Origin of the sequence: Corallococcus sp. CA053C (genome assembly GCF_003611675.1) — a bacterium.
Lineage (GTDB): Bacteria > Myxococcota > Myxococcia > Myxococcales > Myxococcaceae > Corallococcus.
The window spans coordinates 18,793-43,690 of sequence record NZ_RAWA01000031.1; the positions used below are offsets into that span (position 1 = coordinate 18,793).

Annotated in this window: 20 protein-coding genes; 9 read left to right on the forward strand and 11 right to left on the reverse strand. The window is 70.0% G+C overall.

Annotated features, from left to right (window positions below):
* Nucleotides 1-14 precede the first annotated feature (14 nt).
* Nucleotides 15-2,042 carry a lipoxygenase family protein gene (locus tag D7V97_RS06545; protein WP_120609728.1) on the reverse strand — a complete coding sequence of 676 codons (2,028 nt, stop codon included), beginning with the start codon at nucleotides 2,040-2,042 and terminating at the stop codon, nucleotides 15-17.
* A gap of 174 nt (nucleotides 2,043-2,216) precedes the next feature.
* Here D7V97_RS06545 and D7V97_RS06550 point away from each other — a divergent pair, with 174 nt between their 5' ends.
* Nucleotides 2,217-4,277 carry a lipoxygenase family protein gene (locus tag D7V97_RS06550; RefSeq protein ID WP_233582547.1) on the forward strand — a complete coding sequence of 687 codons (2,061 nt, stop codon included), beginning with the start codon at nucleotides 2,217-2,219 and terminating at the stop codon, nucleotides 4,275-4,277.
* 5 nt (nucleotides 4,278-4,282) lie between these two features.
* Here D7V97_RS06550 and D7V97_RS06555 read toward each other — a convergent pair whose 3' ends face one another.
* A complete protein-coding gene (locus tag D7V97_RS06555) occupies nucleotides 4,283-4,678 on the reverse strand; it encodes a hypothetical protein (protein ID WP_233582548.1) in 396 nt (131 codons plus the stop codon).
* Between the two features lie 31 nt (nucleotides 4,679-4,709).
* Nucleotides 4,710-5,603, reverse strand: coding sequence for a 1,4-dihydroxy-2-naphthoyl-CoA synthase (locus D7V97_RS06560; protein WP_120609729.1), 894 nt, complete (start codon nucleotides 5,601-5,603; stop codon nucleotides 4,710-4,712).
* A gap of 87 nt (nucleotides 5,604-5,690) precedes the next feature.
* Between D7V97_RS06560 and D7V97_RS06565 the strand changes: the two genes are divergently transcribed.
* Genes D7V97_RS06565 through nth form a run of 3 tightly spaced genes read left to right on the forward strand, consistent with a single transcriptional unit; the run spans nucleotide 5,691 to nucleotide 7,825 of the window.
* A complete protein-coding gene (locus D7V97_RS06565) occupies nucleotides 5,691-6,008 on the forward strand; it encodes a putative quinol monooxygenase (RefSeq protein WP_120609748.1) in 318 nt (105 codons plus the stop codon).
* Nucleotide 6,009: 1 nt separating this feature from the next.
* Nucleotides 6,010-7,176, forward strand: coding sequence for an iron-containing alcohol dehydrogenase (locus tag D7V97_RS06570; RefSeq protein ID WP_120609730.1), 1,167 nt, complete (start codon nucleotides 6,010-6,012; stop codon nucleotides 7,174-7,176).
* Nucleotides 7,177-7,186: 10 nt separating this feature from the next.
* Nucleotides 7,187-7,825, forward strand: coding sequence for an endonuclease III (gene nth, locus D7V97_RS06575; protein WP_120609731.1), 639 nt, complete (start codon nucleotides 7,187-7,189; stop codon nucleotides 7,823-7,825).
* A gap of 10 nt (nucleotides 7,826-7,835) precedes the next feature.
* Here nth and D7V97_RS06580 read toward each other — a convergent pair whose 3' ends face one another.
* The 3 genes from D7V97_RS06580 to D7V97_RS06590 form a co-directional block, all read right to left on the reverse strand.
* A complete protein-coding gene (locus tag D7V97_RS06580; RefSeq protein WP_120609732.1) occupies nucleotides 7,836-8,672 on the reverse strand; it encodes a hypothetical protein in 837 nt (278 codons plus the stop codon).
* A gap of 55 nt (nucleotides 8,673-8,727) precedes the next feature.
* Nucleotides 8,728-9,078: a hypothetical protein gene (locus D7V97_RS06585; RefSeq protein ID WP_199728722.1), complete on the reverse strand. Its 351-nt coding sequence runs from the start codon at nucleotides 9,076-9,078 to the stop codon at nucleotides 8,728-8,730.
* A 128-nt stretch (nucleotides 9,079-9,206) separates the two neighbouring features.
* Nucleotides 9,207-10,253 (reverse strand): hypothetical protein, encoded by a 1,047-nt coding sequence (locus D7V97_RS06590; RefSeq protein ID WP_147444712.1) that lies wholly within the window; start codon nucleotides 10,251-10,253, stop codon nucleotides 9,207-9,209.
* Between the two features lie 166 nt (nucleotides 10,254-10,419).
* Here D7V97_RS06590 and D7V97_RS06595 point away from each other — a divergent pair, with 166 nt between their 5' ends.
* Together D7V97_RS06595 and D7V97_RS06600 are read left to right on the forward strand one after the other, a co-directional pair.
* Nucleotides 10,420-12,084 carry a M14 family metallopeptidase gene (locus tag D7V97_RS06595; protein ID WP_120609734.1) on the forward strand — a complete coding sequence of 555 codons (1,665 nt, stop codon included), beginning with the start codon at nucleotides 10,420-10,422 and terminating at the stop codon, nucleotides 12,082-12,084.
* A 128-nt stretch (nucleotides 12,085-12,212) separates the two neighbouring features.
* On the forward strand, nucleotides 12,213-14,993 hold the full coding sequence (locus D7V97_RS06600; protein WP_120609735.1) for a CHAT domain-containing protein: 2,781 nt from the start codon (nucleotides 12,213-12,215) through the stop codon (nucleotides 14,991-14,993).
* Nucleotides 14,994-14,997: 4 nt separating this feature from the next.
* Here D7V97_RS06600 and D7V97_RS06605 read toward each other — a convergent pair whose 3' ends face one another.
* The 5 genes from D7V97_RS06605 to aspS form a co-directional block, all read right to left on the reverse strand.
* Nucleotides 14,998-15,885, reverse strand: a complete 888-nt coding sequence (locus D7V97_RS06605; protein WP_120609736.1) for a hypothetical protein — start codon at nucleotides 15,883-15,885, stop codon at nucleotides 14,998-15,000.
* Complete coding sequence (locus tag D7V97_RS06610; RefSeq protein ID WP_233582549.1) at nucleotides 15,882-16,838, reverse strand: cupin-like domain-containing protein; 957 nt, start codon at nucleotides 16,836-16,838, stop codon at nucleotides 15,882-15,884. Before D7V97_RS06610 ends, D7V97_RS06605 begins: the two co-directional genes overlap by 4 nt.
* 326 nt (nucleotides 16,839-17,164) lie before the next feature.
* Nucleotides 17,165-18,154, reverse strand: coding sequence for a cupin-like domain-containing protein (locus D7V97_RS06615; RefSeq protein ID WP_120609737.1), 990 nt, complete (start codon nucleotides 18,152-18,154; stop codon nucleotides 17,165-17,167).
* Between the two features lie 59 nt (nucleotides 18,155-18,213).
* Nucleotides 18,214-19,473, reverse strand: a complete 1,260-nt coding sequence (locus D7V97_RS06620) for a carbohydrate porin (protein WP_158623295.1) — start codon at nucleotides 19,471-19,473, stop codon at nucleotides 18,214-18,216.
* Between the two features lie 209 nt (nucleotides 19,474-19,682).
* Nucleotides 19,683-21,500 (reverse strand): aspartate--tRNA ligase, encoded by a 1,818-nt coding sequence (gene aspS / locus D7V97_RS06625; RefSeq protein ID WP_120609739.1) that lies wholly within the window; start codon nucleotides 21,498-21,500, stop codon nucleotides 19,683-19,685.
* Between the two features lie 178 nt (nucleotides 21,501-21,678).
* Between aspS and D7V97_RS06630 the strand changes: the two genes are divergently transcribed.
* Genes D7V97_RS06630 through D7V97_RS06640 form a run of 3 tightly spaced genes read left to right on the forward strand, consistent with a single transcriptional unit; the run spans nucleotide 21,679 to nucleotide 24,844 of the window.
* Nucleotides 21,679-22,746 (forward strand): hypothetical protein, encoded by a 1,068-nt coding sequence (locus D7V97_RS06630; RefSeq protein ID WP_120609740.1) that lies wholly within the window; start codon nucleotides 21,679-21,681, stop codon nucleotides 22,744-22,746.
* A gap of 23 nt (nucleotides 22,747-22,769) precedes the next feature.
* The gene (locus D7V97_RS06635) at nucleotides 22,770-24,065 is read left to right on the forward strand and encodes a hypothetical protein (protein ID WP_120609741.1); all 1,296 of its coding nucleotides are present in this window, start codon (nucleotides 22,770-22,772) and stop codon (nucleotides 24,063-24,065) included.
* An 11-nt stretch (nucleotides 24,066-24,076) separates the two neighbouring features.
* Nucleotides 24,077-24,844 (forward strand): hypothetical protein, encoded by a 768-nt coding sequence (locus D7V97_RS06640; protein WP_120609742.1) that lies wholly within the window; start codon nucleotides 24,077-24,079, stop codon nucleotides 24,842-24,844.
* The last annotated feature ends 54 nt before the right edge of the window (nucleotides 24,845-24,898 follow it).

Genomic DNA, 24,898 nt, shown 5'->3' on the forward strand with positions numbered 1-24,898 from the left:
CTTCTCCAGACGTCTCAAACGGTGATGCCGCAGGGGATCCGGTCGGGCTGCAGGACGGTGTAGGGCACTTCGCACTTCGCGTTCCGGGCCTTCACCGCGTCGCGCTGGGCGCGCAGCCGGGCGTGGAAGCGGTCGCGAATGGCGAGGACCTCCGGCTCGGTGAAGTACTCCTCGTACCAGCCGCCCTCGTGGAGCAGGTACTCCTCGTCGTCACCGAAGCTGGAGAGCGCCCGGCCGATGGAGACCTGCCAGAGCATCTGGGACTTGGAGGGGATCATCGCCACGATGTCGTCCGGGCCGATGAGGCCCTTCTTCATCGGAGGCGCCTTGCGCATGCACAGGGGCGCGTTCGGCACGAAGGCGTAGTGCTCGTACTGGAGGTAGTTCACCGCGGCGTGCTGGACGCTGACGGTGAAGAGGACGGTGGTGAGGATGTCCACCAGGTCGGAGACGCGCGTCAATTCCGTGCAGGGCAGCTTCTCCACGGGCAGCCCGTGCGTGATGAGGTCGGTCCACCAGCGCTGCATCTCCGCATCGTTCACGAGGTCCGTGTCGGACCTGTAGAAGTGCCCGAGTACCCCACCGACGTACTCCTCGAACGCGTCCCACAAGGGCAGCGCGTCGTCACGGTAGGGATAGTGCGGGAGCACCGCCGGGTCGAGCACGCCGCGACGCTCGATGTCCGAGCGCGGCTTGTTGTCCGTCAGCTTCCAGCGCTGGTAGCCCTTTTTGCCCAGGAACACGTGTCCCTTGTCGGGGCCGCCGGTGGCGATGATGTCGTCGAACACGCCGCCCTCGGCGAGCAGACCCTTGCGAGCCCCCTCGTTGATGGCGAGCGTGTACCGGAAGTGGCGGCGCAGCAGCTTGTAGACGGGATGCGGATCCGGGAGGTTGCGCATCGTCGCCATGACGAACGGCTCCGCGACGAAGTGGGTCCGCAGCGCGTGCCCCACCATCTGGTGCGTGTTGCCCTCGCTGCACCGGACGTAGATCTTCGCCGCCAGCCAGTCGTATTGACTGTCATTGGGCGTGAAGACCGGATCCTGCTCCGGGTCCCGACCGAGCTGGATGGCGAGGGGCCGGAGCTGCCAGGTGTCGTCGAGGTACAGGAGGCACCGGGACGCGGGCGACCAGCGGCGCTCCTCGACGCCCTCCTTGTCGACCTTCCGGAACATCGGCACGTCGTCGAGGATCTCGAAGTCGAGCAGGAAGAGGCGCTTCGCCTCCAGCGCCTGGGCCAGCGTGGTGCCCGGCGACAGCAGGCCGTGCACGTCGGCATCCGCAAGCGGCAGGCCCGTGGGCAGCGCGGTGATGCTCTGGATGTGGACGGGGGTGATGCCCTGGACGGCCTGCCGCGCGAACTCGTAGTCGTCCTTCCAGCGGTTGGCGAGCTGGGGCAGCTCGATGCCCTTGAAGAAGTCGAAGATGTCCACCAGTCCGTTCCAGGCCTTGCTCAACACCGGCATGTTCAGCTTGATGGCCGCCAGGGTCTTGGCGATGACGACCTCGTAGTTGCCATCCACCAGCCCCCGGTAGAGTTCGTCCTTCGGGAGCGGGCGCGCCTCGCTGATGTCGAACGCGCCAGGCAGGCCGGCGGTCGCCTCCGGTGCACGCCAGCCATACATCCGCTGGCGGGCCTGGAGCTGTTCCATCCGGGCCGAGGCGTCACGTTCGCTGCGCACCTGGTGAGCGAACCGCGCCGTGCCTTCGAGGACCTCGGACGTGGAATGGCCCAGCACCCACCGGTGGTGCGGGAAGAACCAACTCTTTTCACCGGCGGTGACACGCACGGAGTCGAGCAACCAATCGCTCGCGACGCCTCCGGCGTTGGAGAAGCGGAGCAGGAGCAGTTCGCCCAGGTCGTGGGTCTTGACCGTGTAGGAGTCCTCCGCGCCGGCCTCGAAGTCGTTGTGGAAGCGCTTGTCCAGCTTCGCGGGAGTGCTCTCGCCCTGGGTGCCCACCAGGACGACGGAGATCGCGGCGTTGGTCCCCGCGCCAAGCCGTGAGCTCGTGCGAATCGTTAGCGTGTACTCGGAATTCATGGGGGTCCCCACTACCACGGGCCCGTCACGGTAGGCCGGCGAATCTGGGAGCTGCAAGCCATGCTAGCGTCCGGGTGCGATGACCCCCGCCACACACAGTTCATGTCATGAAAGCGATTCCGGAATGCCCCCCTGGGTGGGCTTGCCGGCGAAGTATGGGATTGAGGCGCGGGAATGATGTTCGCAGCCTGGCGCCGCCTGAAATCCTCCCTGGGCATCAAGACTCAAGAGCCCGATCTCCTGGAGCCTGAGGAACTGGCCCGCTGGTACGCGGGCCTGGATCTGCCGCAGCGGCTCGCGGTCAGCCGCAAGCTGGCCTCGCGCGTCCGAGCCCCCCGCGTGTCGCGGGACAGCGCCACCCTTCCCGCCGTCGCCACCGGCCGGCTCGTGTTCCAGCAGGACGGTCCCCAGGGGCCCATCCCGCTGCACCACGTGAAGGTGGAGCTGTGGGACCGGGACATGGGCACGCCGGATGATTTCCTGGGAGAGGGCTTCACGGACCCGGAGGGGTCGTTCTCCATCCGGTACGACCCTGCCGATGCAGGTGAAGGCGACGTGCCGGACCTGGAGCTTCGCTACTTCGAACCCCACCACACGTTCCGCAAGGACGGGCGGGTGGTGGAGAGCTGGCGGCGCATCGGTTCGGAGCGGGGGCCCGACGACCACGGCGGGCTCCATCACGACTTCGGCACGGTGCGGGTGCCGTATTGGGAATACGACCCGGCGACGCCGCTGGCGCGACTGCTCGTGGTGGAGGAAGGCACTCCGCCGACGGCGTATGCGCCGGGGCGTTCGCTGGCGATGCTGAAGGCTGTCGCACCCATCGAGCTCGTCAAACGACAGCATCTGCTCCAGGGCCGCCTGGGGCAGGCGCCCAGCCTCGCGAAGATCCAGGCGGACTATCCGGAGGCAACGACGGTCCGGCTGGAGCGGGAGTCTCCTGGTTCGACGCGCAGTGATGCGTATTTTGGCGAACGCCTGCTCAACGGCATGTTCTCCACCATCCTGGACCGGGATCCCGAGGCGCCCGGTGATGCACAGGCATTCCGGCTGTACCAACCGTGGAATGCGTATGAACAGGACGGCATCCACTGTCTGCCGGACGTGGACGTGCGGCTGCGGCTCGTGGAGGGAAAGCTCTTCCCCGTGCGCATCATCCTGGGGATGCGCGAGCCTGGAGCGACAGCGCCCGGCTCACCGGTGACGCGGCGGACCTTCACGCCTGGGGATGGCGCGGACTGGGAGGCCGCCAAGCGGATGGCGCGGGTGGGCGCGACGCTGGACACGGAGTTGGGCAATCACCTGGGTCAATGTCACTTCAACGTCGAACAGTACGCCATCGCCGCGAACCGGAACCTGCGACGCAATCCCTTGCGCTGGTTGCTGATGCCGCATTTGCGAGAGGTGGTGTTGATCAACCACGCGGCGAGCGGTTTCCTGGTGGGGCCCACGGGATACATCACGCGCGCCAGCGCCTTGACGGAGCACGGAATCAACCAGCGGCTGGAACACCTGATGGGCAGCTATGACTGGAAGGGCTTCGCGCCCGCGATGCCTGTCTGTGAAGGCCACCGGTACGCCCAGGCAGGACAGCTCTTCTGGCGGCTGCTGGGCGATCACATCGACGCGTTCTTCGCGGAGCATGGGGCGGAGATCGAAGCGCAGTGGCGCGAGGTGCGCAGGTTCTCGGATGACCTCGTCGCGCATTCAGCGCCTGCCTTTGTCTGTCGGTATTTGAGAGCGAAGGTGCCGGGGAAGGATGCACCGTGGTTCGTGCGCTCCGAACGCATGGACCTGGACACGAAGGCCGCGGAGCCACCGCCCAAGGCGGTGAGCGCGGTGACCCACACGGACACGCCGCGGGCCGGCGAGGTGGAGGCGCTGAAGAACCTCTGCCGTTACGTCATCTTCTTCGCGACGTTCCGGCACGCCTGGGCGAACAACCTCCAGTGGGAGGATGCGGGCGAGGTGCTGTACTCGTGTCTGGGGCTTCTCTGGGGCCAGGATGGCACGCTGCCGACGGAGGACGACCTGGACGTCGCGCCGAAGCCGGACGAGGCGACGGAGATGCTGTGGATCTCCTGGATGCTGTCGAAGACGAACTACGGGTTCATTCTCTCCAACGAGGAGGAGGACATGCACCCCCGCCTGCTGGAGTTGCTCCGGACCCACGCGGCGCAGTTCGCCGCGCTGGGCCTGGACGTGCGGACGGTCAGCTCCCGCATCAACATCTGAGCCCTTCAGGGCTCGTCCACTTGAGCCATCTCATCGGGCAGGGGCGTGCGCAGGAACATCCGTCCACTCCCCTTCCGCTCCCGGATGATCCGGAAGCCCTTTCCCGCGATACGAACGAGGTCCCCTTCATTCCCCTGCCCCTGGGCCAGCCAGACATCGGCCTCCTCGGACGTCGGGAATGACCGGACCGCGACGACCGATTCCGTTGCGGGCACAAAGAACCTCCGGAAGTACTCGCGGTAGTCCTCCAACTGCTCGCGGTCACGGATGTAGAGCAAAGCCACCGCGGCGATCCGGAGGGCCTCGTCCTCGGGCGTCCCCTCCTGGAAGCGCTCACCCACCGTTCCCAGAACGGCCATCACGGCATCGACGTCGAAGTTCGAGCCCGGTTTGATAGGCATCACGCCCCCCTGAAATCCAGGATGCCTGCGCTCAGTACGTCCAGGGGAAGCGCTTGAAGTCGCGCTTCCGCTTGTTGACGAACGCGTCGCGGCCTTCCTGTGCTTCCTCCGTGCCGTAACCCAGACGCGTGGCCTCTCCCGCGAAGAGCTGCTGGCCCACGAGCCCGTCGTCCGGGAGGTTGAAGGCATACTTCAACATCTTGATGGCCGTGGGGCTCTTGGTGTTGATCTCCGCCGCCCACTCCAGCGCGAACTTCTCCAGGTCCGCGTGCGGCACCGACGCGTTGATGGCATTCATCTGGAACGCCTCGTCCGCCGTGTAGGACTGGCCCAGGAAGAAGATCTCCCGCGCCCGCTTCTGTCCCACCTGCCGCGCCAGCAGCGCGGAGCCGTAGCCGGCATCGAAGCTCGCCACGTCCGCGTCCGTCTGCTTGAACATCCCGTGCTCCTTGCTCGCGATGGTCATGTCACACACCACGTGCAAGCTGTGCCCGCCTCCCGCCGTCCAGCCCGGCACCACCGCGATCACCACCTTGGGCAGGAAGCGGATCTGCCGCTGCACCTCCAGGATGTGCAGCCGCCCCAGTCGCGCCGGATCCGCGGCCTCCTCGCCGGGCTCATATTTGTAGCCGTCCTTGCCCCGGATGCGCTGGTCTCCTCCGGAGCAGAACGCCCACCCGCCATCCTTCGGCGACGGCCCGTTGCCCGTGAGCAGCACCACGCCCACGTCCGTCATGAACCGCGTGGCCTCCAGCGCGCGGGACAGCTCGTCCACCGTCTTCGGACGGAACGCGTTGCGCACCTCCGGCCGGTTGAACGCGATGCGCACTGTGCCCTGATCCACCGCGCGGTGGAACGTGATGTCCTTGAACTTGAAGCCTTCCACCGCCTGCCAGCGGGACGCGTCGAAGAGGGCCGAAACCATGCGCAGTCATGCTCCGAAAATGAGGGAGTGAACGGCCGCGGACCCTACCAGTTTCCCGCTCCCAGACGCCCGCGCTACCGTGCGCCCATGCCCACGAGCCTGCTCGTCGTCCATGTCCACGTGCACGTGCTTCCCCAGCACGTCGACGCCTTCCTCCAGGCCACCCTCGCCAACGCCCGCGCCAGCGTGAAGGAGCCCGGCATCGCCCGCTTCGACGTCGTGCAGGACAACGAGGACCCCACCCGCTTCGTCCTCGTCGAGGCCTACCGCTCCCCGGACGCTCCCGCCGCGCACAAGGAGACCGCGCACTACCTCACGTGGCGCGACACCGTCACCCCGATGATGGCCGAGCCCCGCACCAGCCGCCGCTACACCAACCGCTTCCCCGACGACGCGGGCTGGTGACATGCCCCCCGTGAGCTTCGAGTTCGCCACCGCGAACCGCGTCCTCTTCGGCCCCGGCCGCCTCGCCGAAGTCCCCGACCTGGTGCGCGCGCTCGGCGGTCACAAGGTCCTGCTCGTCACCGGCACGAACCCCGCCCGCGCCGAGCCCCTCCGCGCCGGACTCGAACGCCTGGGCATTCCTTCCGCCTCCTTCCGCGTCTCCGGCGAGCCCACCGTCGACACCGCGCGCGAAGGCACCGCCGTCGCCGTGGACCACGCCTGCGATGCCGTGGTCGCCATCGGCGGGGGCAGCGCGCTCGACGCGGGCAAGGCCATCGCCGCGCTCGCCGCCAACGGGGGCGACCCGCTGGACTACCTGGAAGTCATTGGCCGTGCACAGGCGCTCACGAAGCCGCCGCTGCCGTTCGTGGCCATTCCCACCACCGCGGGCACCGGCTCGGAAGTCACGCGCAACGCGGTGCTGGGCTCGAAGGAGGCCGGCGTGAAGGCCAGCCTGCGCAGCCCGCTGATGCTGCCTCGCGTGGCCCTGGTGGATCCCGACCTGCTGGAGCACGTCCCATCAGCCGTGCTCGCCGCGGGCGGCCTGGACGCGCTCTCCCAGCTCATCGAACCCTTCGTGTCCGTGCGCGCCCAACCGCTCACGGACGCGCTCGCCCGCGAAGGCATGCAGCGCTCGGCGCGCTCGCTGCGCAAGGCGGTGCTCCACGGTCCCGGCCCCTCGGAGCGCGAGGACCTGGCCATCGCCAGCCTCTTCGGTGGCCTGTGCCTCGCCAACGCGGGCCTGGGCGCGGTGCATGGCTTCGCGGCGCCGCTGGGCGGGATGCTCGGTGCGGCCCATGGCGCGCTGTGCGCCGCGCTGCTCGGCGCCACGCTGGAGGTGAACCTCGCGGCCCTTCGCGCCCACGCTCCGGACCACCCCGCCCTGCCCCGCTTCCGCGAGCTGGCCGTGCTGCTCACCGGCCAGCCGGAGGCCCGCGCCGAGGACGGCATCGCCTGGGTGAAGGCCCTGGTCCACGACGTGCGCATCCGGGGCCTGCGCGACATGGGCCTTGCCGACGCGGACGTGCCGGGGCTCGTGGCGAAGGCCCGCGCGGCCAGCAGCATGAAGGGCAATCCGCTGGTGCTCACCGATGCGGAGTTGACGACGCTCGTCGAACGGTCGATGTGAGGGTCCACCCATGAAAGCCTCTTCGCTCATCCCCGTGGTGCTCGACCGCCTTCGCGAGAAGTATCCCGACGCGAAGTACGAGCTGAACTGGAACACGCCCTTCGAACTCCTGGTGGCCACCATCCTGGCCGCGCAGTGCACCGACGAGCGCGTCAACCGCGTCACCGCCGAGCTGTGGAAGAAGTACGACGGCCCCCAGGCCCTCGCGGACGCCGACACCGCGGAGCTGGAGGAGGACCTGAAGCCCACCGGCTTCTACAAGCAGAAGACCAAGACGGTGCAGGCCATGAGCCGCGCGCTGCTCGACGCCTTCAAGGGCGAGGTGCCGCCGCGCATGGAGGACCTGGTGACGCTGCCCGGCGTGGCGCGCAAGACGGCCAACGTGGTGCTCAACACCGCCTTCCAGCAGGCCTCCGGCGTCATCGTGGACACGCACGTCGCCCGCGTCAGCCAGCGGCTGGGCCTGACGAAGCAGGAGAAGCCGGAGGCCATCGAGACGGACCTGATGAAGCTCGTGCCCAAGGACGACTGGACCTTCTTCGGCCCCGCCGTGGTGCTGCACGGCCGCTACACCTGCGTGGCCAAGAAGCCGAAGTGCACCGAGTGCCTGCTCAACGACGTGTGCCCCAAGCTGGGCGTCGCCGCCTGAGCCGGCGGCATCACATGTGCGCGAGCACCACCAGCGCCAGCACCCAGTCCAGCCCCGCTTCGATGACCGTGTACGTGGAGCCGTCGAACGAGGTGCCCAGCGCGACGCCCAGGTGACCGACGGGGCCGGCGAAGAACTTCACGCCCGCCTCGGCGCCCAGGTTGAGCGGGTTGCGCTGGCTGCCCAGATAGGGGCCCACGAGCACGCGGGCGTAGGGCGCCATCCAGTTCGTGACGAAGTGCTGGTAGCCCACGGTGGCGTTCAGCGACGCCGCCTGATCCTCGAAGGAAAGGTTCGCGCCCAGCGTCAGCCGACGGGCCCCCAGCCCCATGGGCTGCACGTTGATGTCCAGCCCTGCGCCCAGCCCGCCCTGCCACAGGATGCGCCACCCCAGGGCGACCTCCACCGTCGACTTGTCGATGGCGAGCGCCTCCCAGCGCAGCCGCGAGGCCCCCACCGCATCGCCTCGCGCCTCCTGGAGCTCCGCGAGCGCCAGCGCGCCCTCCTCCAGGTCGTCGTCGTAGGCCTTGCGCAGCGGCGGCTCCGCGCCGTCCAGGTCGCCCCGCTCCATCCGGAGCCGTCCCTGCTCCAGGCAGGACGAGTTCGCCCCCATCGCGCACGCCAGCCCGAACGCGCGGTCCGCTTCCTCCGTCCGGTGGTCCACCGTGAGCTGCTGCCCCCACGCCTCGCAGGACGACGAGCTTCCGCCCTCGCACTGCTCCTGCAACGTGGGGATCCGCACGTTCGACGACGTGGTCGCGCAGGCCACCGTCAGCAGGCAGGGCCACAGGCACCGCCAGCGACGCAGGGACGCGAAGAGACCACGGAGGGCTGGGGCCACATCCATGGTCGACATTCAAACACAACGCGGGGGACGCTGGTGGCGTCGACTCAGCGCGTCTTCAGTGTTCTTCGAGCGGCCCTTCACCGTCGTTGATGACGCCCGGGTTGCGGCCAACGTCCGGCCCGTCCCCGCTGCGCTCATCGGCCTTCTGCTCCTCGGAGGCGGTGTCGCCCGAACCGCCCACGCCTTCGCGGAAGCCCCGGGCGGCTTCGCGGCTGGATTCGCTGAGGCTCTCGGCGGCCTTGCTCGCGCCGTGCTTCACGTCCTTGGCGGCCTCGCCTACCTCCTGCCCCACCTGGCGGGCGTTGTCGTTGACGGACTGCTGCTGGCGTTCATTGCAACCCGCCGTAAAGCCCACCGTCCCAATCACTCCCAGCACGACGAGCCCGTTGAAGCGGCGTGTCCACATGGTGGTCTCCCTGGAGGGACCCTGCCCTCACCGGGGAAAAAGTAGGCACGGTCCCGTCCTGACGAAGTCCCGCTCCCCTGCCAGGACGGCCGCGAGTCCACGCCTGCCTGTCAGCCCCCCGCCGCGCTTCAATGGCCCGTGTCTTCTGGCGAATCCGAATACGGCTCATCCTCCTCCACGGGGCGCTCGTCCGGCACGTCCACCACGGCGTCGGGGTTGTCCGGATCCAGCTCCGGCTCTCCGGCCACGTCGGTGAGCTCCCGTGGCTCACGGAACGCGTCGGGCTTGTCGATCTTGAAGCCGACGTTCGTGGCGTCCGCCGCGTCCCCGCAGCCCGTCGCGCTCGCGAAGAGTCGCAGCACCTTCACGTCGTCCCAGTGCTTCTCGTCGTCGAAGAAGATCTGATCCTTGATCGTCTCCGACCCACCCGCAGGCAGGCTGAACTCGCCGCTCAGCGTCTCCTCCACGTGGCAGGGGCACCCCTCGCCGGTGTACGCGCGCAGGCACGCGGTCCCCGATGCGCGCCGGCCGCTCAGGTTCTTCACCGTGTAGGTGATGAAGTAGCCGGTACCCTCTTCGTCCTGGCTCAACTCGACGTTCGAGAGCGCGAAGTCCTCCACCTGCGCCTCCTCCACGTTCCGGGGCGCAGGCCCGCCCGGTGGCACCGGCTGACCTGTCGTCAGGACGTGCAGCATCTCGCTGGTCACCTCGGGTGGCGAGCGCTGGCAGTAGCTGGTCGTCGTGAACAGCTGCACCGACCGGGCCTGCTTCCAGAACTTGCGCGCCACCGTCGGGTGGTCCTGGAACGTGTCGGACGTGCCGCCCTTCAGGCTGAAGACGCCCAGAGTCAGCGTATCGATGACCACACCCTTGTCGTCGTGCAGCCACAGGCACGTCTGGCCCCGCCCCTGCGCCGTGCCCGGGTTGTCGAGCGTGTAGGAGACCTTCAGGTCGTCGTCCTTGTAGGCGAACGTCACGCCCGAGAACCGCAGCGGCTTGCGCACCTCCGCGACCGGGCCCGCGTCACGCACGGCCACCGCCACCGGGGCCACGCCCGCATCCAGCGACGCCACGGCCGCGGGCTCCTGCTTCTTGCAGCCCGGACCCCACACCACCGCGCACCCCAGCACGAGCACACCCAGGGCGCGCACGCGCCGCTTGTCCTTCCGCATCATGAACTCCCCCTCCGCGAACGACCCGCCCGGTCTCATATGGGACTCCGCCACGACGCGGCAAGCCGTGCCCGGCCCGGGTTCCCGCACGACCCGAATGCCGGGTCCTCCGCATCCGCCTTCGCGCGTGCTTGACGGAGCATGCCTGGAGCGCTCGGATGCGCGCCCTATGCCCATCCCCCAGTTGCGCACCCGTGCGGAAGCCACCGACTACCAGGAAACCTCTCGCAGCGCGGACGTGGTCGCGTTCGTCGACGCGCTCTGCGCCCAGACGAAGCTCGCGAAGCGCGTGGACTTCGGCCAGAGCGGCGAAGGTCAGCCGCTCATGTCGCTCGTCATCAGTGATCGCAACTGCTTCACGCCGGAGCTGGCGCGCAAGCAGAAGAAGATCATCGTGATGGTGGAGGCCAACATCCACGCCGGGGAGGTGGAGGGCAAGGAGACGCTGATGGGGCTCGCGCGCGACCTCACCCTCACGTCGCTGGGCAAGAAGCTGCTCGACCGGCTCTGCCTCGTCTTCATCCCCAACTTCAACCCGGACGGCAATGATCGCATCAGCCCGGGGAACCGCGCGCTCGACCTGAAGAACCTGGAGGGCCAGGTGAACCCGGCGGGCGGCGTGGGCATGCGCTACACCGGCGAGGGCTGGAACCTCAACCGCGACAACATGAAGCAGGAGGCGCCAGAGACGCGCGCGATGGCGAAGCTGTACCAGACGTGGTGGCCGCACCTCTTCGTGGACTGCCACACCACCGACGGCAGCATCCACGCCTTCGATCTCACCTTCGACATCCCGCACGGCAACGCGGACCTGCTCTCCACCTCGCGCGACTACAACCGCGAGCTGGCCTTGCGCGTGTCCGCCGCCGTGAAGAAGAAGCACGGCTTCGACAGCCACTGGTACGGCAACTTCCTCAAGGAGGGCGACCCGCGCTCCGGCTGGCACACGTACCCCGCGCTGCCCCGCTTCGGCAGCCACTACCGGGGCCTGCTGGGCCGGCTGGACGTGCTGCTGGAGACGTACAGCTACATCGACTTCCCCCGCCGCTGCGCCGTCACCCGCGCGTGGGTGCTGGAGCTGATCCGCGACGCCGCCCGCTACGCCAAGGGCTACCGCGCCGCCACCGACTTCGAGGAGGCCGCCATCATCGCCCGCGGCAAGAGCCCCGACGTGCTGGAGCGCGTGGGCGTCAACTTCGGCGTCGCCCAGCGGGACGCGGAAGGCGCGCTGGTGTTCGACTACCCCGCCTACGTGCTGGGCAAGGACACCGCCGTCATCAACTCCTTCGACGAGGCCAGCATCGAGGGCCGGCGCTACCCGGGCAAGCGGCGCAAGGTCTACAAGATGCCGCACTACCGCACCTTCGTGCCCACCCAGGCGGTGAGCACGCCGACCGCGTACCTGGTGCCCGCGTCGCTCGCGTCGCGGCTGGAAGGCCACGGCATCCGCTTCGAGAAGCTCGCCACCGCGCAGCGCTTCCAGGTGGACAGCTACCGCATCGCCCGCCGCGAGCAGACCTTCAGCCCGGACGTCGCCGCCAACGTGCCGGCGCCGGGCCAGAACGAAGTGCCTCTCAGCCAGAAGCCGAAGCCCGTGCGCTTCGAGACCGTCCTCACCGTGGCCCCCGAGCGCTCCGAGCGCGAGTTCCCCGCCGGCACCCTCAAGGTCCCCACCGACCAGCGCACCGGCACCCTCATCACCTACCTGCTGGAGCCGCATTCGGACGACGGCTTCTGCCGCTGGCAGTTCCTCGACGACACCCTGACGGTGGGGGAGCTGTACCCCATCCACCGGGTCGTGGAGGCCACGCGCGCCCCCCTGAAGGTCGAGTAGAGCGTCCGGCCGCGAACGTCTGGGAGCCCTCCGGTCTGCCCCCGGGTCTGTCAGCCCCGGGGGAATTGGCCCTAGACTGTTGGGCGCAGGACCCGCGGAGGTCGGCGGGGGCACGCGGGAGGCCCCGGATGGCTGACAGGCAGGACTCGCCCCAAGGCACGCGCCCTCCACGGCGCACGGGCCTGGGGCGCGCCGGGTTCTGGTTGGGACTCGCGCTCTGCATGGCCGTGGGCTTTGGCGCCGTGCGCTATGGGAAGCAGCGCGGCGCCGGTCCGGAGGCGGCCTCGCTGTGGCTGTCGGATCTGCCCACGCGTCCCCTGGAGGTGCGCCTGGCCCACCCCGCGGCGGACGTGCACCGCCGCTTCGTCGCCCCGGTCGAGCCAGGGCTCGCGGCCCGCCCGGTGCCGCTCGGGGCGCTGTCCCGGCTGGAGGACCGGGGCGACGCGTACGGGGTCGCGATCAGCTACCTGCTGCATGGCTACACGGAGCAGGCGCTCGCGCACCTGTCGCACGTGCCGCCGTCGCCGGACAAGGACACCGCCCACGCCGCCGCCGCCCTCCTGCGCGGACATCACGACGAGGCCCTGGAGCTGCTGGACAGCACGCTCGAAGCGGAGCCCCAGCACCCGCAGGCGCGCTGGAACCGGGCCGTGTTGATGCGCGAGCTGGGCCTGTCGCTCGTCGCCGCCACCACGTTCGAAGAGGTGGCCGCGCAGGGCGAGCCCGGCTGGAGCGACGAAGCGCGCGAACAGGCCCGGAGCCTGCGCGCCCGCTTCCAGGAGCGTGCGGATGCGTGGAAGGCCACCCGCGAGGTGCTCCTCGCCCGGCTGCGCACGCCGGACGCGCCGCTGCCGGTGGAGTCCATCAGCCGCTTCCCGGGGCTCGCGCGCGAGCGCGTCTACGACCTGCTCGGAGCCGCGGAGGACGCGGCGCGGGTGCGGGAGCTGCTGCCGCTCGCCCAGGCGCTGGACCACGTGTCCGGAGGCCGCGCGCTGGAGGACACCGTGCAGCGGATGGCCGCGCTGGACTTCACGCGCCGGGCCCCGCTCGCGCGGGAGTACGCGAAGCTGGTGCTGGAGGAGCATCCGTCGCCCGCGAGCCTCATCGAGCGCCTGCGCCAGGAGGAGACGGCGCGCGACCTGCTGCTGGGCGCGCTCTTGCGCACGCCGAGCGTGGCGCGCACGCAGGAGGAGCTGCGGGCCCTGACGCGCGATGTGACCGACCCGTGGATCCTCTCGCGCGTGGAGCAGGAGGGGGCACGGCTGGACGACCTCGCGGGGCAAGGAGCGCAGGCCGGGGATCGGCTGCGCGCGGCGCTGACGGGATGCCGCGAGAACAAGCTGCCCCTGCGCTGCGTGGACGTGTTGATGCGGCTGAGCCAGCGCGCCACGGCGTCGAACCGGATGGTGGAGGGCGAGGAGTCCGCGCGCGCCGCCTGGCAGGAGGCCGCCGCGCTCGGTGAATGGGAGCGCGAAGGCGCGGCGCTCGTGATGCTGGCCAACGCGACGCGCTTCCAGCGGCGGGTGGCCGTGTCGCGTGCCTACCTCAACGAGTCCCTGGCCCGGCAGCCCGACGACTGCATGGCGCGCACGCAGGCGCACCGCAACCTGGCCTCGCTCGCGCTGATGCGCTTCCGCCCGCAGGAGGCGCGCAACGAGCTGGAGGCCGCGCTGGCCTGCGGGCAGACGCCCGGGTTGCAGGGCGCGTGGATCCTCGCGGACCTCGCGCGGTTGGATCCGCGGCCGTCCGACGAAGCACGCCTGCGCGCGGAGCTGGCGCGGGTGACGCCGCTGACGGAGAACCCGGGCCGTCGCGTGCTGGCCACGCTCATCGAGGGGCGCTTCGCGGTGGCCCGCGACTGGCGCCAGGGCCAGCAGGTGCTCCGCCGCGCCATCGCCGAAGCGGAGCCGCTGCTGCGCGCCTCCGCGGATGCGCGCGACGCGCGGGTCGTGGCCTTCCAGACGCTGGCGGTGAGCGCGGGCCACGCGGGCGCCTTCCGTGAAGCCCTGGACGTGGTGGCGGAGAGCCTCCAGGTGCCCGTGCCAGAGGGCTGCGTGCTGGCGGCGGCGGTGGAGGACGAGCGCACGGTGACGGTGGTGCGCGGGCTCCAGGGCCAGGTGCGGGGTCACTACGACGCGTCCCGCACGCGCCCCCTGCGCGACGACCTGACGGGGCTGGTGCCTCCGGAGCTGGTGGCCCTGCTGCGCGACTGCCCCCGCGTCGCCGTGCTGGCCGCGCCGCCCCTGGACAGCCGCGCGGGCATCCTGCCGCCGGATCTCGCGTGGAGCTACCGCGTGGGCACGGGCGCCCAGGCCCCTCCTCCCACGAAGCCACCGCTGCACGTCGTCGTCTCGGACGTGGAGCCGCCCGCGTCGCTGCGGCTGGCGCGGCTGCCCTCGGCGGCGGACTCGGACCTGGAGGGAGCGCAGCGCCTGCTGCGCCTCAAGGGCGCGCAGGCCACGCCCGAGCGCGTGCTGGAGGCCATGGAGCAGGCCACCGACATCGACATCCACGCGCACGGCGTGGTGGACCGCGCGCTGTCGGATGCCACGGTCATCGCGCTGTCGCCGCAGCAGGACGGCCACTACGCGCTCACCGCGGAGGAGCTGCGCCGCCGGCACCTGCACGGCGCGCCGCTGGTGGTGCTGGGCGCATGCAGCGCGGCCCGGCTCGCCCCCATCCTCCACCAGACGTCGTCCCTGCCGCAGGCGTTCCTCGCGTCAGGCGCGAGGGCCGTCTTCGCGGCCACGGCGGACATCCCCAACGACGCGGGCGCCTTCTTCCGCGGGGTGCGCGAGCGCATCCAGGCCGGCACGGAGCCCTCCCAGGCCCTGCGCGCCGAGCGCCTCGAGTGGCGCCGGCAGCAGCCCGGCACGAGCTGGGTGGACAAGGTCCTGCTCTACCAGTAGCCCGTCACTCCACCGGAGGCAGCGCGGAGGGCAGCGGCTCCGCGTCGGACTCCCACGTCACGTTCGGCACCGGCAACGCGAACGCCTCGAATGACACGGCGAGCCCGCCCTCCGGCGCGTGGAAGCCGTACCACCACCCCACCGGCACCAGCAGCAGCTCCCCGGGCGACAGCGTCACGTCCAGGCGCAGCGGGGCCTTGTCGTCCGTGGCCGACGCCACGCGCCGCAGCTCGAAGGCCGGGATGAGCTGGAGCTGGCGCACGCCCCGCACCTGGGCGAGCAACACATTGCGCCGGGCGGCCCGCAGTGGAACCTCGGCCTCCGCGGGCTCCCACCACAGGCGGGAATCGCAGGCGCGCGCATCCTCCGCCGCCAGTCCCCGGGGCGTGGCCAGCCCCTGCGTCAGTGACTCCAGCCGCGCATCCCCGAACAGCGGCACGCAGCACGCGTGTCGCGCCTCGCGCTCACCCAGCAGGGTGGCCACGCGGGAGGAGGCCCACGCCCCCGGCTCCAGCGTGGAGGCCCAGGCATCGCGCAGCACCACGGGCAGGTTCTGGAAGTAGTAGCGCTCGAAGAACGCGGAGGGCGTGAGCGCCTCGTGACGGTCCACCCGGGGCGGGGTGTCCGTCTGTTGGAACAGCTCGGCATAGACATCCAGCAGCCCCTCCAGCTTGCGCTGCATGCCCACCGCGCCCAGGGCACCGACGACGAAGGGCTCCCGCTGCTCCGCCGCCACCGCCCGCCGCGCCGCCTCCGCCGCCACGCCCGCCTTCTCCAGCGCGGCCACCAGGTCGCGCGGCGCCGTGCCGCGCAGCAGGTTCTCCACCAGCCACCGCCGCCACTCGGGCGTCAGCGGCGAGCCCTCTCCTCCCACTTCGCGCGACGCACTCATCGGTCCTCCTCCTGGGGCGTGGCGCCCAACCAACCCTCCCGCCAGAAGGAGTTGAGGCCGGGAGTCTGCTCGAAGTTCACGAACGTGACGGACAGGCTCGGATCCAGCGCGCGCAGCGCATGCCACCAGCCCACCGGCAGGAAGAGCACGTCCCCCGGCCCCACCTCCACCGTGTGCAGGGCCACGCGGGCGAAGTCCGGGAAGCGCGCGGTGTCCGGCGCCATCACGTCCACCGCGCTGTAGAAGCCGCGCACGTTGGACATCCACGGCGTCTCCCAGGACGGCGCGAGCCACACCTGCTTGCGGCCCCACACCTGGCAGAAGAGGACGTTGAGATGATCATGGTGCAGGTTGGACAGCGTCCCCGCGGGCCCCAGCCACACGTGCACGCGGTCAGGTCCGTCCAGGTCCGGATGGATATAGCCCTCCGGGGCACGTAGGTCCTCCAGCAGCGGACGGAAGGCGTCGCGCAAGAGCAGGCTGTTGCGCGCCACCAGATACATGTCGTTCGTCGGCGCACCTTCGAAGCGCGAGAGCAATTCGCGCAGGGACACCTCGCGGCGCAGGCGGTCGGCGTGGAAGTCCGGCAGCGCCTGCGCATCGCGCCCCGCCATCACCTCCACCCGTTCGTCACCGAAGCGCTCGGCCATCCACGCGGGCGTCCACCGCTTCAGCGCGGGCCAGTCCTCCAACAGCCCTTCAATGACCACCGGCCGGTTGCGCCGATAGTAGTCGGTGAAGAACTCCGCTGGGTCCAGCCGGTGACGCCGCTCCACCCGTGGCGCCGCATGCGCCTGTCGGTACAGCGCCGACCGCGTCGCGAGCAGTGACGCCAACACCTCCAGACGTTCCGCATGGCTCCGGCCGCCTACCACCGCGGGGTGAGCCTCCGCGGCGCGCACCCCGTCCCGGGCGACCTCCGGGTCCAGACCCGCGGCTTCCAGAATGGCCACAAGTCTCGCGGAAGCCACCCCACGCACAAGGTTCTCCGCGAGCCACGTTTTCAATTCAGGGGGGAGGGCGTTCTTCATCTACGGTCCCCCCGCCTCGGGCTGAACGTTTCGGGTTGTCCACATCCACCTTGAGCGGACTGCAATGACTTCTTCTTCGAACTCGCACCAGATCGTCCCGAATCCACCGCCAAACCCTCCCGGAGAGGAGTGCGACCCGCTCCGGCGCAAGACGCCCGAGCCCACGCCGCCGCCGCCCACGCCGCCCCTTCCTGAAACGCCCACGAAGTAGAACCTCGACGAATCACCGACCCGCGCGGGGGCATCCCTCATCTGGAGGTGTGCCACCGCGCGTTGCCGCCCGGCAGGTCCAGGGACTGGAACGTCACCGACACGCTCACGTCGAGCGCATGCACCTGGTGCCACCACCCCACCGGGATGAAGAGCAGCTCCCCGGGCCCCAGCACCACCTCGTGCACGTGCGCCGTGCCGAACGCGGGGAAGCGCTCCAGGTCCGGCGCGGACGCGTCCACCGCGCTCCACACATGCGTGCGGTTGTACACGCGCGGCGTCTCGAACGAGGGGATCAACCAGAACCGCTTGCGCCCGTGGACCTGGCCGAACAGCACGGAGTCCACGTCGTGGTGCAACGCCGTGCGAGTACCAGCCGGTCCAATCCACAGCTTGATGCCCCCGGGCTCCGGATGCGGATGCAGGAAGCCGGGAGGAAAGCGCACGTCGTCCAACAGCCCGCGCAGCTCCGACCGCTCCAGCGCGAAGTTGCGCGCGGTGAGGTACAGGTCGTTGGTGGGCCCGCCGTGCTCCAGCCGGTGGAGGAACTCCGAAAGCCGCATCACCGTGCGGCACGCATCCGGGGACAGGTCGTGGTCCGCGCGGGACTCACGACCCGTCATCACCTCCACCTCCACCTCGCCATGCGTCCTCGCGAGCGCCTCCGGCCGCCAGCGCTCCAGCAGCGGCCAGCCCTCCAGGAAGTCCTCCAGGATGACGGGCCGGTGCGCGCGGTAGTAGCCGTCGCGGAACGCCTCGGCGGACACGCCCCGCCGCCGCTCCACGCGGAAGCCCGCCTGCGCATGCAGCGCGGCCCGCACGTCCAACAGCGACGCCACCTCCGCGCCTGCGCCCATCTGTCGGGCGCCCGCCTCCACCGCCGGGTGCCGCCGCGCGAGCTCCACTTCCGCGCGAGCATCCTCCGGGGCCACCCCGCCAGCGACCAGGGCCCGGGCCAGCGCGTCCGCCGCCACGCCGCGCAGCAGGTTCTCCGACAGCCACGCATGCCACGTGGGCGACAGGGCCATGGCGTCGAGTCTAGGCCACGCCCGCATCCGCGCGGCAGGGGGCGTTTGCCCCACATGCCCTAGAGGCTCAACGCGCCCTTGAGCCCCAGCACGATGACGTCACGCGCGCTCTCGTCGGCGCCCGGGCGGATGTACTGGAAGTTCGGACGCAGCACGAGCCACGGCGTCGCGTGCAGGCTGTAGTACAGCTCGCCCAGGTACTCCGAGCGGGGCACCGCCGCCGTGGGGTCCTGCAACTGCTCCAATTGCTGGGCCGTGACGTAGCGCCCGTTGGAGTGCGTGCGGCCCAGCGCGAAGCCCACGTCGTCATCCGGTCGGCCGAAGAGGCCCGTGTAGCCCAGGCCCACGGTGTACTGGCTGTCCACGGTGGAGGTGTCGCGGTCCGTGTGCGTCAGGCGCACGAACAGGTTGAGCCCCTGCGCCTCGTTCTCCGCGCCTCGCACGTGCGTGAGCTGCTGACGCGCCACGAAGTACGCGCCGTAGCGCCCGTTGCGCTCCACGCCTTCCAGCAGCACGTCGTTCGCGTTGGACGTGTCGTACCAGGCGCCCAGCTTGTAGAGCCCCTCCAGCCGATCCCCGTCGAACTTCGGGTTCCACCCCAGCTCCAGCGGCAGCATCACCCCGGTCGCTCCGGAGAAGCGCCCCAGGTAGAAGGACGGGTCCAGGTTGCGCGGGTTGATCTCATAGGCGGCGAGCTGCACGTAGGCCACCTTCATCGTGTCCAGCCGCAGCCGCGTGCCCCACTGGCTCACCGGCCAGTTGAACCAGTAGTTGCCCACGAGGTTGCCGGGCTGCGCGCCGCAGAAGGACAGGTTCTGGAAGTCGCATTTGAAGTCCGCCGTGTCCTCGCCCACGGTGACGCGGCCCAGCTTCCAGTGCAGTCGACCGCCCAGGAAGAGCTGCTCGTACCAGAGCTGGGTGAGGCGCCCCACGTTGCCGCGGCCGTACACCTCCTGCACGAGCTGCAGCGTGCCCAGCTCCATGTCCGCGCCCAGGTCGTTGCCGTTGCGGTGCGTGAACGTGAACTGGAAGGTGCCCCCGGGCAGGCCGAACAGCTTCTGCGTGTCCAGGCCCAACCCCACGTCGAGCTGGCCCGCCTGCCGCAGCGCATGCCCCTTGCCGCCGCGCGCGTTGTAGGCGAGTTCCGTGACGTAGCGGACCTGGAGCGACACCCCCAGCTCGAACAGCAACCCGCGCACGCCGCTCCAGCCACCCGTCAGCCCTGGAGGCATCTTCGTCTCGGCCGCCAGCGCCGGGCCCGAGCACAGCAGGGCCCACCCCAGCATCCACCCCACCCAGGTCTGTCGTCGCGTCGCCATCCGGACCATCCCCTCGCACGCCACCGCTCCTCAATGGCAACGGACGTGGGGATGTCCACCCGGCCACCGAGGCCGGCGTCGCATTCCCGCCACTCGCCCCAGCCTCCCAAGGGGCCAGAGGTGCGGCGCGCGACGGTGCGGGACGCCAGGAGTGTTGCCCCCGGCGCCTCCGCCTTCCCTGCCCGTCCGGGGCAGGGCCTTACGGCAGGCTACTTCTGCGGCAGCGGGACGGAGCGCACGTGCAGCTCGCGCAGCTGCTTCTCGTCCACGTCGCCGGGGGCGCCCGTCATCGTGTCCGTGCCCGTCTTCGTCTTCGGGAACGGGATGACGTCGCGCAGGGACTCGGCGCCGGTCAGCAGCATCACCAGGCGGTCCATGCCCAGCGCGATGCCGCCGTGCGGGGGCGCGCCGTACTTGAGCGCGTCCAGCAGGAAGCCGAACTTGGTGCGCGCCTCCTCCTCCTGGATGCCCAGCGCCTGGAACACCTCCGACTGCACCTTGGGGTCATGCAGGCGGATGGAGCCGCCGCCGATCTCGAAGCCGTTGAGCACCACGTCGTAGCGGTGGCACTTCACGCGGCCCGGATCCGACAGCAGGTACTGCACGTCCTCGTCGTGCGGACGCGTGAAGGCATGGTGCGCCGCGGCCCAGGTGTTGGACTCCTCGTCGAACTCGAACAGGGGCGGGTTCACCACCCAGAGGAACCTCCACTGGCCGCCGCTGCCGTACTCCGGGATGAGGCCCAGCTTCTTCGCCACGTGCACGCGCAGGTTCGCCATCACCGTGTGCACCAGCGACTCGCGGCCGAACTGGAACAGCAAGAGGTCGCCCGGCTTCGCGTTGCACGCCTGGTTGATGGCCAGCCGCAGCGCCGGCGTAATCGTCTTGGACAGCGGGGACTGGGTCCACTCACCGCCCTCGCCCACCTTCGCGCGCGCCAGGCCCCGGGCCCCCGCCTGCTTCGCGAAGTCCTCCAGCTTGTCGCTCTCCGCGCGCGACAGCGCCTTCTCCGCGGGGACGACCATCGCCTTGACGATGCCCTTCTCCTGCACCGCGTCCCACATCATGGGCACGCCACCCGCGGCGCCGTGCTCGCGGATGAGGTCGGTGAGCACGGTGTGCTCCAGCCCGAAGCGCAGGTCCGGCTTGTCGTTGCCGTACTTCGCCATGGACTCGTAGAAGTCCATCCGCTGGAACGGCGTGGGGATGTCCAGGCCCAGCACCTCGCCCCACAGCTTCTTCAAGAGCCCTTCGATGATGGTGAAGATGTCGTCCTGGGTGACGAAGCTCATCTCCACGTCGATCTGCGTGAACTCCGGCTGCCGGTCCAGGCGCAGGTCCTCGTCGCGGAAGCACTTCACGATCTGGAAGTACCGGTCGAAGCCCGCGACCATGAACAGCTGCTTGTACAGCTGCGGGCTCTCCGCCAGCGCGTAGAACTTCCCCGGGTTCAGCCGGCTGGGCACCAGGAAGTTGCGCGCCCCACCCGGCGTGTACTTGCCCATGAAGGGCGTCTCCAGTTCCAGGAAGTTGTTGCCGTGCATGTACGCGCGCGTGAGCGCGTTCATCTTCGAGCGCGTCATCAACGTGCGCTGCAGGGGCCCCCGGCGCAGGTCCAGATAGCGGTGCGCCAGCCGCTTCTCCTCGGACGTGTCCACGTTGTCCTCGATGAGGAACGGCGTGGCCTCCGAGCGGTTGAAGATGGTCAGGTCCGAGGCCTTCACCTCGATCTCCCCCGTCTTCATCTTCGGGTTCACGTTCTTGCCGCGCGACAGCACCTTGCCCTTGATGCCGACGCAGAACTCCAGGCGCAGGGTGCCGGCGATTTCGTGGGCCTCCTTCGCGTCCGGCTCGAACACCACCTGGGTCAACCCGTCGCGGTCCCGCAGGTCGATGAACACCGCGCCGCCGTGGTCACGGCGGTTGTGCACCCAGCCGAAGAGGACGACCTCTTCGCCGACGTTCGCGGCCGTGAGCTGACCGCAGGTATGGGTACGCTTGACCTCGGAGATGAATGGGACCGCCATGGAGACCGCCTGCGTTTTGTTCGGGAAGGAAGGCCGGGCACCATACCGGATCGTGGAAACAGCGCGTCAAGGAATCCGTGGCTCCCGGCCCCCCCTTCCTCCCTCGGAAGACGGGCATCGGAGCGACCCCGTTGGCACCTCCCCGCAACCCGGAATCCCATCTCGGGTTGGAGGAGCCATGGGCATGCGCGTCGGCGTGTACGTGGGCTTCTTCCTGGCCCTGCTCGGGGCCGGCGCCGTCCAGGCGGAGGAGTCCGCGGAGAGCTCCCTCACCCTCGAGGCGAGCGCGGGCCACGGCTACGGGCTCTGGAGCCTGCTGGGTGACGTGGGCGTGGGCGAGACGACCTTCCTCACGCTCGGCTACACCGGCGCGCGTCCGGAGGCCGGCACCGCCCCCATCCACCAGCTCTCCGTGGGGGTGGACCATCTGGCCGGGGAGCACTGGCTCCTGTCCGGCGCCATCAGCCTGGGGCTGCCCAAGGGCTCCGACACGCAGCTGACCCCGGAGCTGCCCCGGCGGAACATCCCCGGCCTCACCGCCCGGACGGGCTACGGCAGCCAGGGCCTCCAGCTCGCGGCGGGCTACGACTCGGCGGGCTTCGGCGCGGTGGAGTACGGCGTGGACGCGGGCCTGGGCTTGAGCCGCTACCCGCTGCGCCGCCAGCTGCTCACCGTGTCCGATGGCGCCACGAGCGTGCGGTACGCGCGGGAGGACCTGCTCTGGGTGGCCCGGCCCACGCTGGGCGCGCGCCTCATCTGGGACGGCCGCTGGGAGCTGGGCCTGCGCGCGGGGCTGTCCCTCTACAGCGAGGACCCGCTCACCGCGGGCCAGTTCACCGACGCGGAATGGACGGCCCTGGAGGCCCAGCTCGAGGACCGGCTCGCCGCCCGGAAGCTGCTCGCGGGCCTGCGTGAGCGCCAGCTCCGCGACCTGGGTGCGGCCGTGACGCGTCGCATGGCGGATGTCAACGCCGGCTCGGGCTTCCCCTCCGCCCCCGCCCGGTTCGACCTGAAGCCGTCCCTCTCCTGGCGGCTGAACGCCCGGGTCCGGGGCCAGCTCTCCTACGCCTTCACCCGGTACGTGCCCACCCAGGGCGTGGCCCACGTGCTGGCCACCCGGTGGACGGTCCGCCTGGGGGAGCCCGTGCGCGTCTGGGCCTCCGTGGCCGTCCAGCGGGACGTCCCGGAGGACCTGCCCGCGGAAGCCTCCGGCCTGCTCACACTGGGAGGGGAATACACGTTCTGAGCGGTCCGGAGTAAAACGGCGTCATGCTCCGAACAGTCATCACCGCCGCCGTCGGGCTGGGACTGGCCGCAGGCTGCGCGCCCGACAGCGAGGCGCCGGTCAAGGTCTCCGTCCTCGCCCGCTCCAGCAATGGCCAGTACGTCCCCACGCAAGTCGAACTCACCACCATCACGGACGTCGTCGGCCTCAAGGGCACCGTCGGTGACCTCCAGGGAGGCGCGCGCATCGTCATCGACATCAACGACCCGGCGCTCGGCAACGCGACCGAGGACACCATCGCCGACGTGCTGCTCAAGAAGTCCGGCCACGACGTGAAGGCCAGCTACATCAGCCAGAAGGACGCGAAGACGGGCGAGGACGTCCTCTGGCCCGCGGACTTCCACTCCTGGAACATGGTGACGTCGTATTACAACCTCGAGCGCGCCAACGAGTACTTCCGCGTCGTCGGCAACGTGAAGACGACGGACTTCGAACCCGTCCCCACGCTCTACTACTTCCCGGAGTTCATCCAGGCGGCGCAAAGCAAGGATCCGGCGCGCGACAACGCCATCTTCTACCCGGTGCTCCAGTCCTTCCTGGTGCTGCCGTTCGAGCAGATCCAACGCGCGCCGCTGCCGCTCAACGCGGCGGTGATGGCGCACGAGTACGGGCACCTCGTCTTCAACCGGCTGGCCTACGCCACCCAGTCGCTGCCGGTGTCGCTGTCGCTCTGGTCGCAGGAGTCGCCCAGCATGGGCGCCAACATCCTCAAGGCCCTGGACGAAGGGCTGGCGGACTACCACGCCTACGGCGCCACCTGCCGCAGCCCCAGCGGGTGTGATCCGCGCTTCCTCGCGTCCTCCTTCGACGGCGGCCCCTTCTCCGCGGTGACGGACGAGCGGGACCTGTCGCGCGGCGACCGCTGCATGAGCGCGCTGCTGTACACGAACATGGTGACCCAGGACGTGGGCAGCTGGTCGGGCAACGGCAACGAGTACAAGCTGGGCACGCTGCTGGCCACCGCGCTCTACCAGGCGGGCCGCTCCTCCGGGCAGGAGGCGGTGCTCCAGCGCGCCATCGTCGCCTCCTACTACGACACGACGCCCGCCACGCCGGGCATCTACCAGATCACCCAGCTCGTCCTGGGGGACCAGAGCAAGTTCACCCTGTCCGCGGCGGTGAGCCCCATCCTCAGCCACATCACGGACCTGGAGCTGCGCAAGGCCGTGTGCAACGAGTTCATCGACCACCTGCAGATTCCCAGCGCGGAGCTCCACGAGCTCGGCGTCTGCCCTGCCAGCGCGACGGGCGGCGCCACCTGCCCCAACATCTTCCAATGAGGCCCGCTCCCTTGAACACCTGGCTCAAGGCCTGCCTCGCCGGCAGCCTGCTCCTCTCCGCCCCCGCGCTCGCGCAAGCCGACGAGGATGATCCGTACGCCTATCCGGACGACGAGGCCGCGCGCGCCACGGAGAAGGCCACGAAGGAAGACGACGACGCCTACGAGCGCCGCCGCAAGCTGGTGGACGAAACCGACGAGTTCCGCGAAGCCGCGGAACGGGAGAACGACGACGGCTTCGACAAGCTCTCCCGCCTGGACGACCCCAACCTGGGCGTCGCGGTGGAGCTGGGCGGCGGCCTGCTGCTGGTGGACAGCGCCCGCGGAGACTTCTCCGACAACCGGCCCGGGCTGGGCGTGCGCGCCACCTGGGAGTTCGGTCGTTCACTCGACAGCGAGATGCTCCGCGAGGCCCTCTTCGCGGACCTGCGGTGGCTCTTCGCCAGCCTCAGTGACGGCACGGATTTCATCAAGGGGGACACGCGGCTTCACTACTTCACCCTCGCGCCCGCGTACCTGTTCCGCTTCGGTCAGTCCGACTTCGGCTTCTACGTGCAGGCCGGCGCGGGGCTCGCCTACCAGAACACCGGCATCACCGTGGGCGACAGTGAGACGAAGGTGAACGGCCTCAAGCCCGTCGTGCAGTACGGCGTCGGTCTGCGAGGGCGCCCCGCCCTCTCCCGCTCCCTGCACCTCACCTTCCGCCTGGAGGCCATGGGCCTGCGCCGCGGCTACGCCAACGACATCTTCTTCGGCGGCAGCGCGGGCATCGGCTTCTGAACGACTCGCGCCGGGGGCTGAACTTTCTTCCCGTCCCCCGCCCCCGGCGCGAGT

Coding starts and splice junctions, on each gene's coding strand:
- D7V97_RS06595 (WP_120609734.1), top strand. CDS start 10,420: ATGCCCATCCCCCAGTTGCGCACCCGTGCGGAAGCCACCGACTACCAG.
- D7V97_RS06590 (WP_147444712.1), bottom strand. CDS start 10,253: ATGATGCGGAAGGACAAGCGGCGCGTGCGCGCCCTGGGTGTGCTCGTG.
- D7V97_RS06600 (WP_120609735.1), top strand. CDS start 12,213: ATGGCTGACAGGCAGGACTCGCCCCAAGGCACGCGCCCTCCACGGCGC.
- D7V97_RS06630 (WP_120609740.1), top strand. CDS start 21,679: ATGGGCATGCGCGTCGGCGTGTACGTGGGCTTCTTCCTGGCCCTGCTC.
- D7V97_RS06605 (WP_120609736.1), bottom strand. CDS start 15,885: ATGAGTGCGTCGCGCGAAGTGGGAGGAGAGGGCTCGCCGCTGACGCCC.
- D7V97_RS06570 (WP_120609730.1), top strand. CDS start 6,010: ATGCCCCCCGTGAGCTTCGAGTTCGCCACCGCGAACCGCGTCCTCTTC.
- D7V97_RS06620 (WP_158623295.1), bottom strand. CDS start 19,473: ATGGCGACGCGACGACAGACCTGGGTGGGGTGGATGCTGGGGTGGGCC.
- D7V97_RS06635 (WP_120609741.1), top strand. CDS start 22,770: ATGCTCCGAACAGTCATCACCGCCGCCGTCGGGCTGGGACTGGCCGCA.
- D7V97_RS06560 (WP_120609729.1), bottom strand. CDS start 5,603: ATGGTTTCGGCCCTCTTCGACGCGTCCCGCTGGCAGGCGGTGGAAGGC.
- D7V97_RS06545 (WP_120609728.1), bottom strand. CDS start 2,042: ATGAATTCCGAGTACACGCTAACGATTCGCACGAGCTCACGGCTTGGC.
- nth (WP_120609731.1), top strand. CDS start 7,187: ATGAAAGCCTCTTCGCTCATCCCCGTGGTGCTCGACCGCCTTCGCGAG.
- D7V97_RS06555 (WP_233582548.1), bottom strand. CDS start 4,678: ATGCCTATCAAACCGGGCTCGAACTTCGACGTCGATGCCGTGATGGCC.
- D7V97_RS06550 (WP_233582547.1), top strand. CDS start 2,217: ATGATGTTCGCAGCCTGGCGCCGCCTGAAATCCTCCCTGGGCATCAAG.
- D7V97_RS06580 (WP_120609732.1), bottom strand. CDS start 8,672: ATGGATGTGGCCCCAGCCCTCCGTGGTCTCTTCGCGTCCCTGCGTCGC.
- D7V97_RS06565 (WP_120609748.1), top strand. CDS start 5,691: ATGCCCACGAGCCTGCTCGTCGTCCATGTCCACGTGCACGTGCTTCCC.
- D7V97_RS06585 (WP_199728722.1), bottom strand. CDS start 9,078: ATGTGGACACGCCGCTTCAACGGGCTCGTCGTGCTGGGAGTGATTGGG.
- D7V97_RS06615 (WP_120609737.1), bottom strand. CDS start 18,154: ATGGCCCTGTCGCCCACGTGGCATGCGTGGCTGTCGGAGAACCTGCTG.
- aspS (WP_120609739.1), bottom strand. CDS start 21,500: ATGGCGGTCCCATTCATCTCCGAGGTCAAGCGTACCCATACCTGCGGT.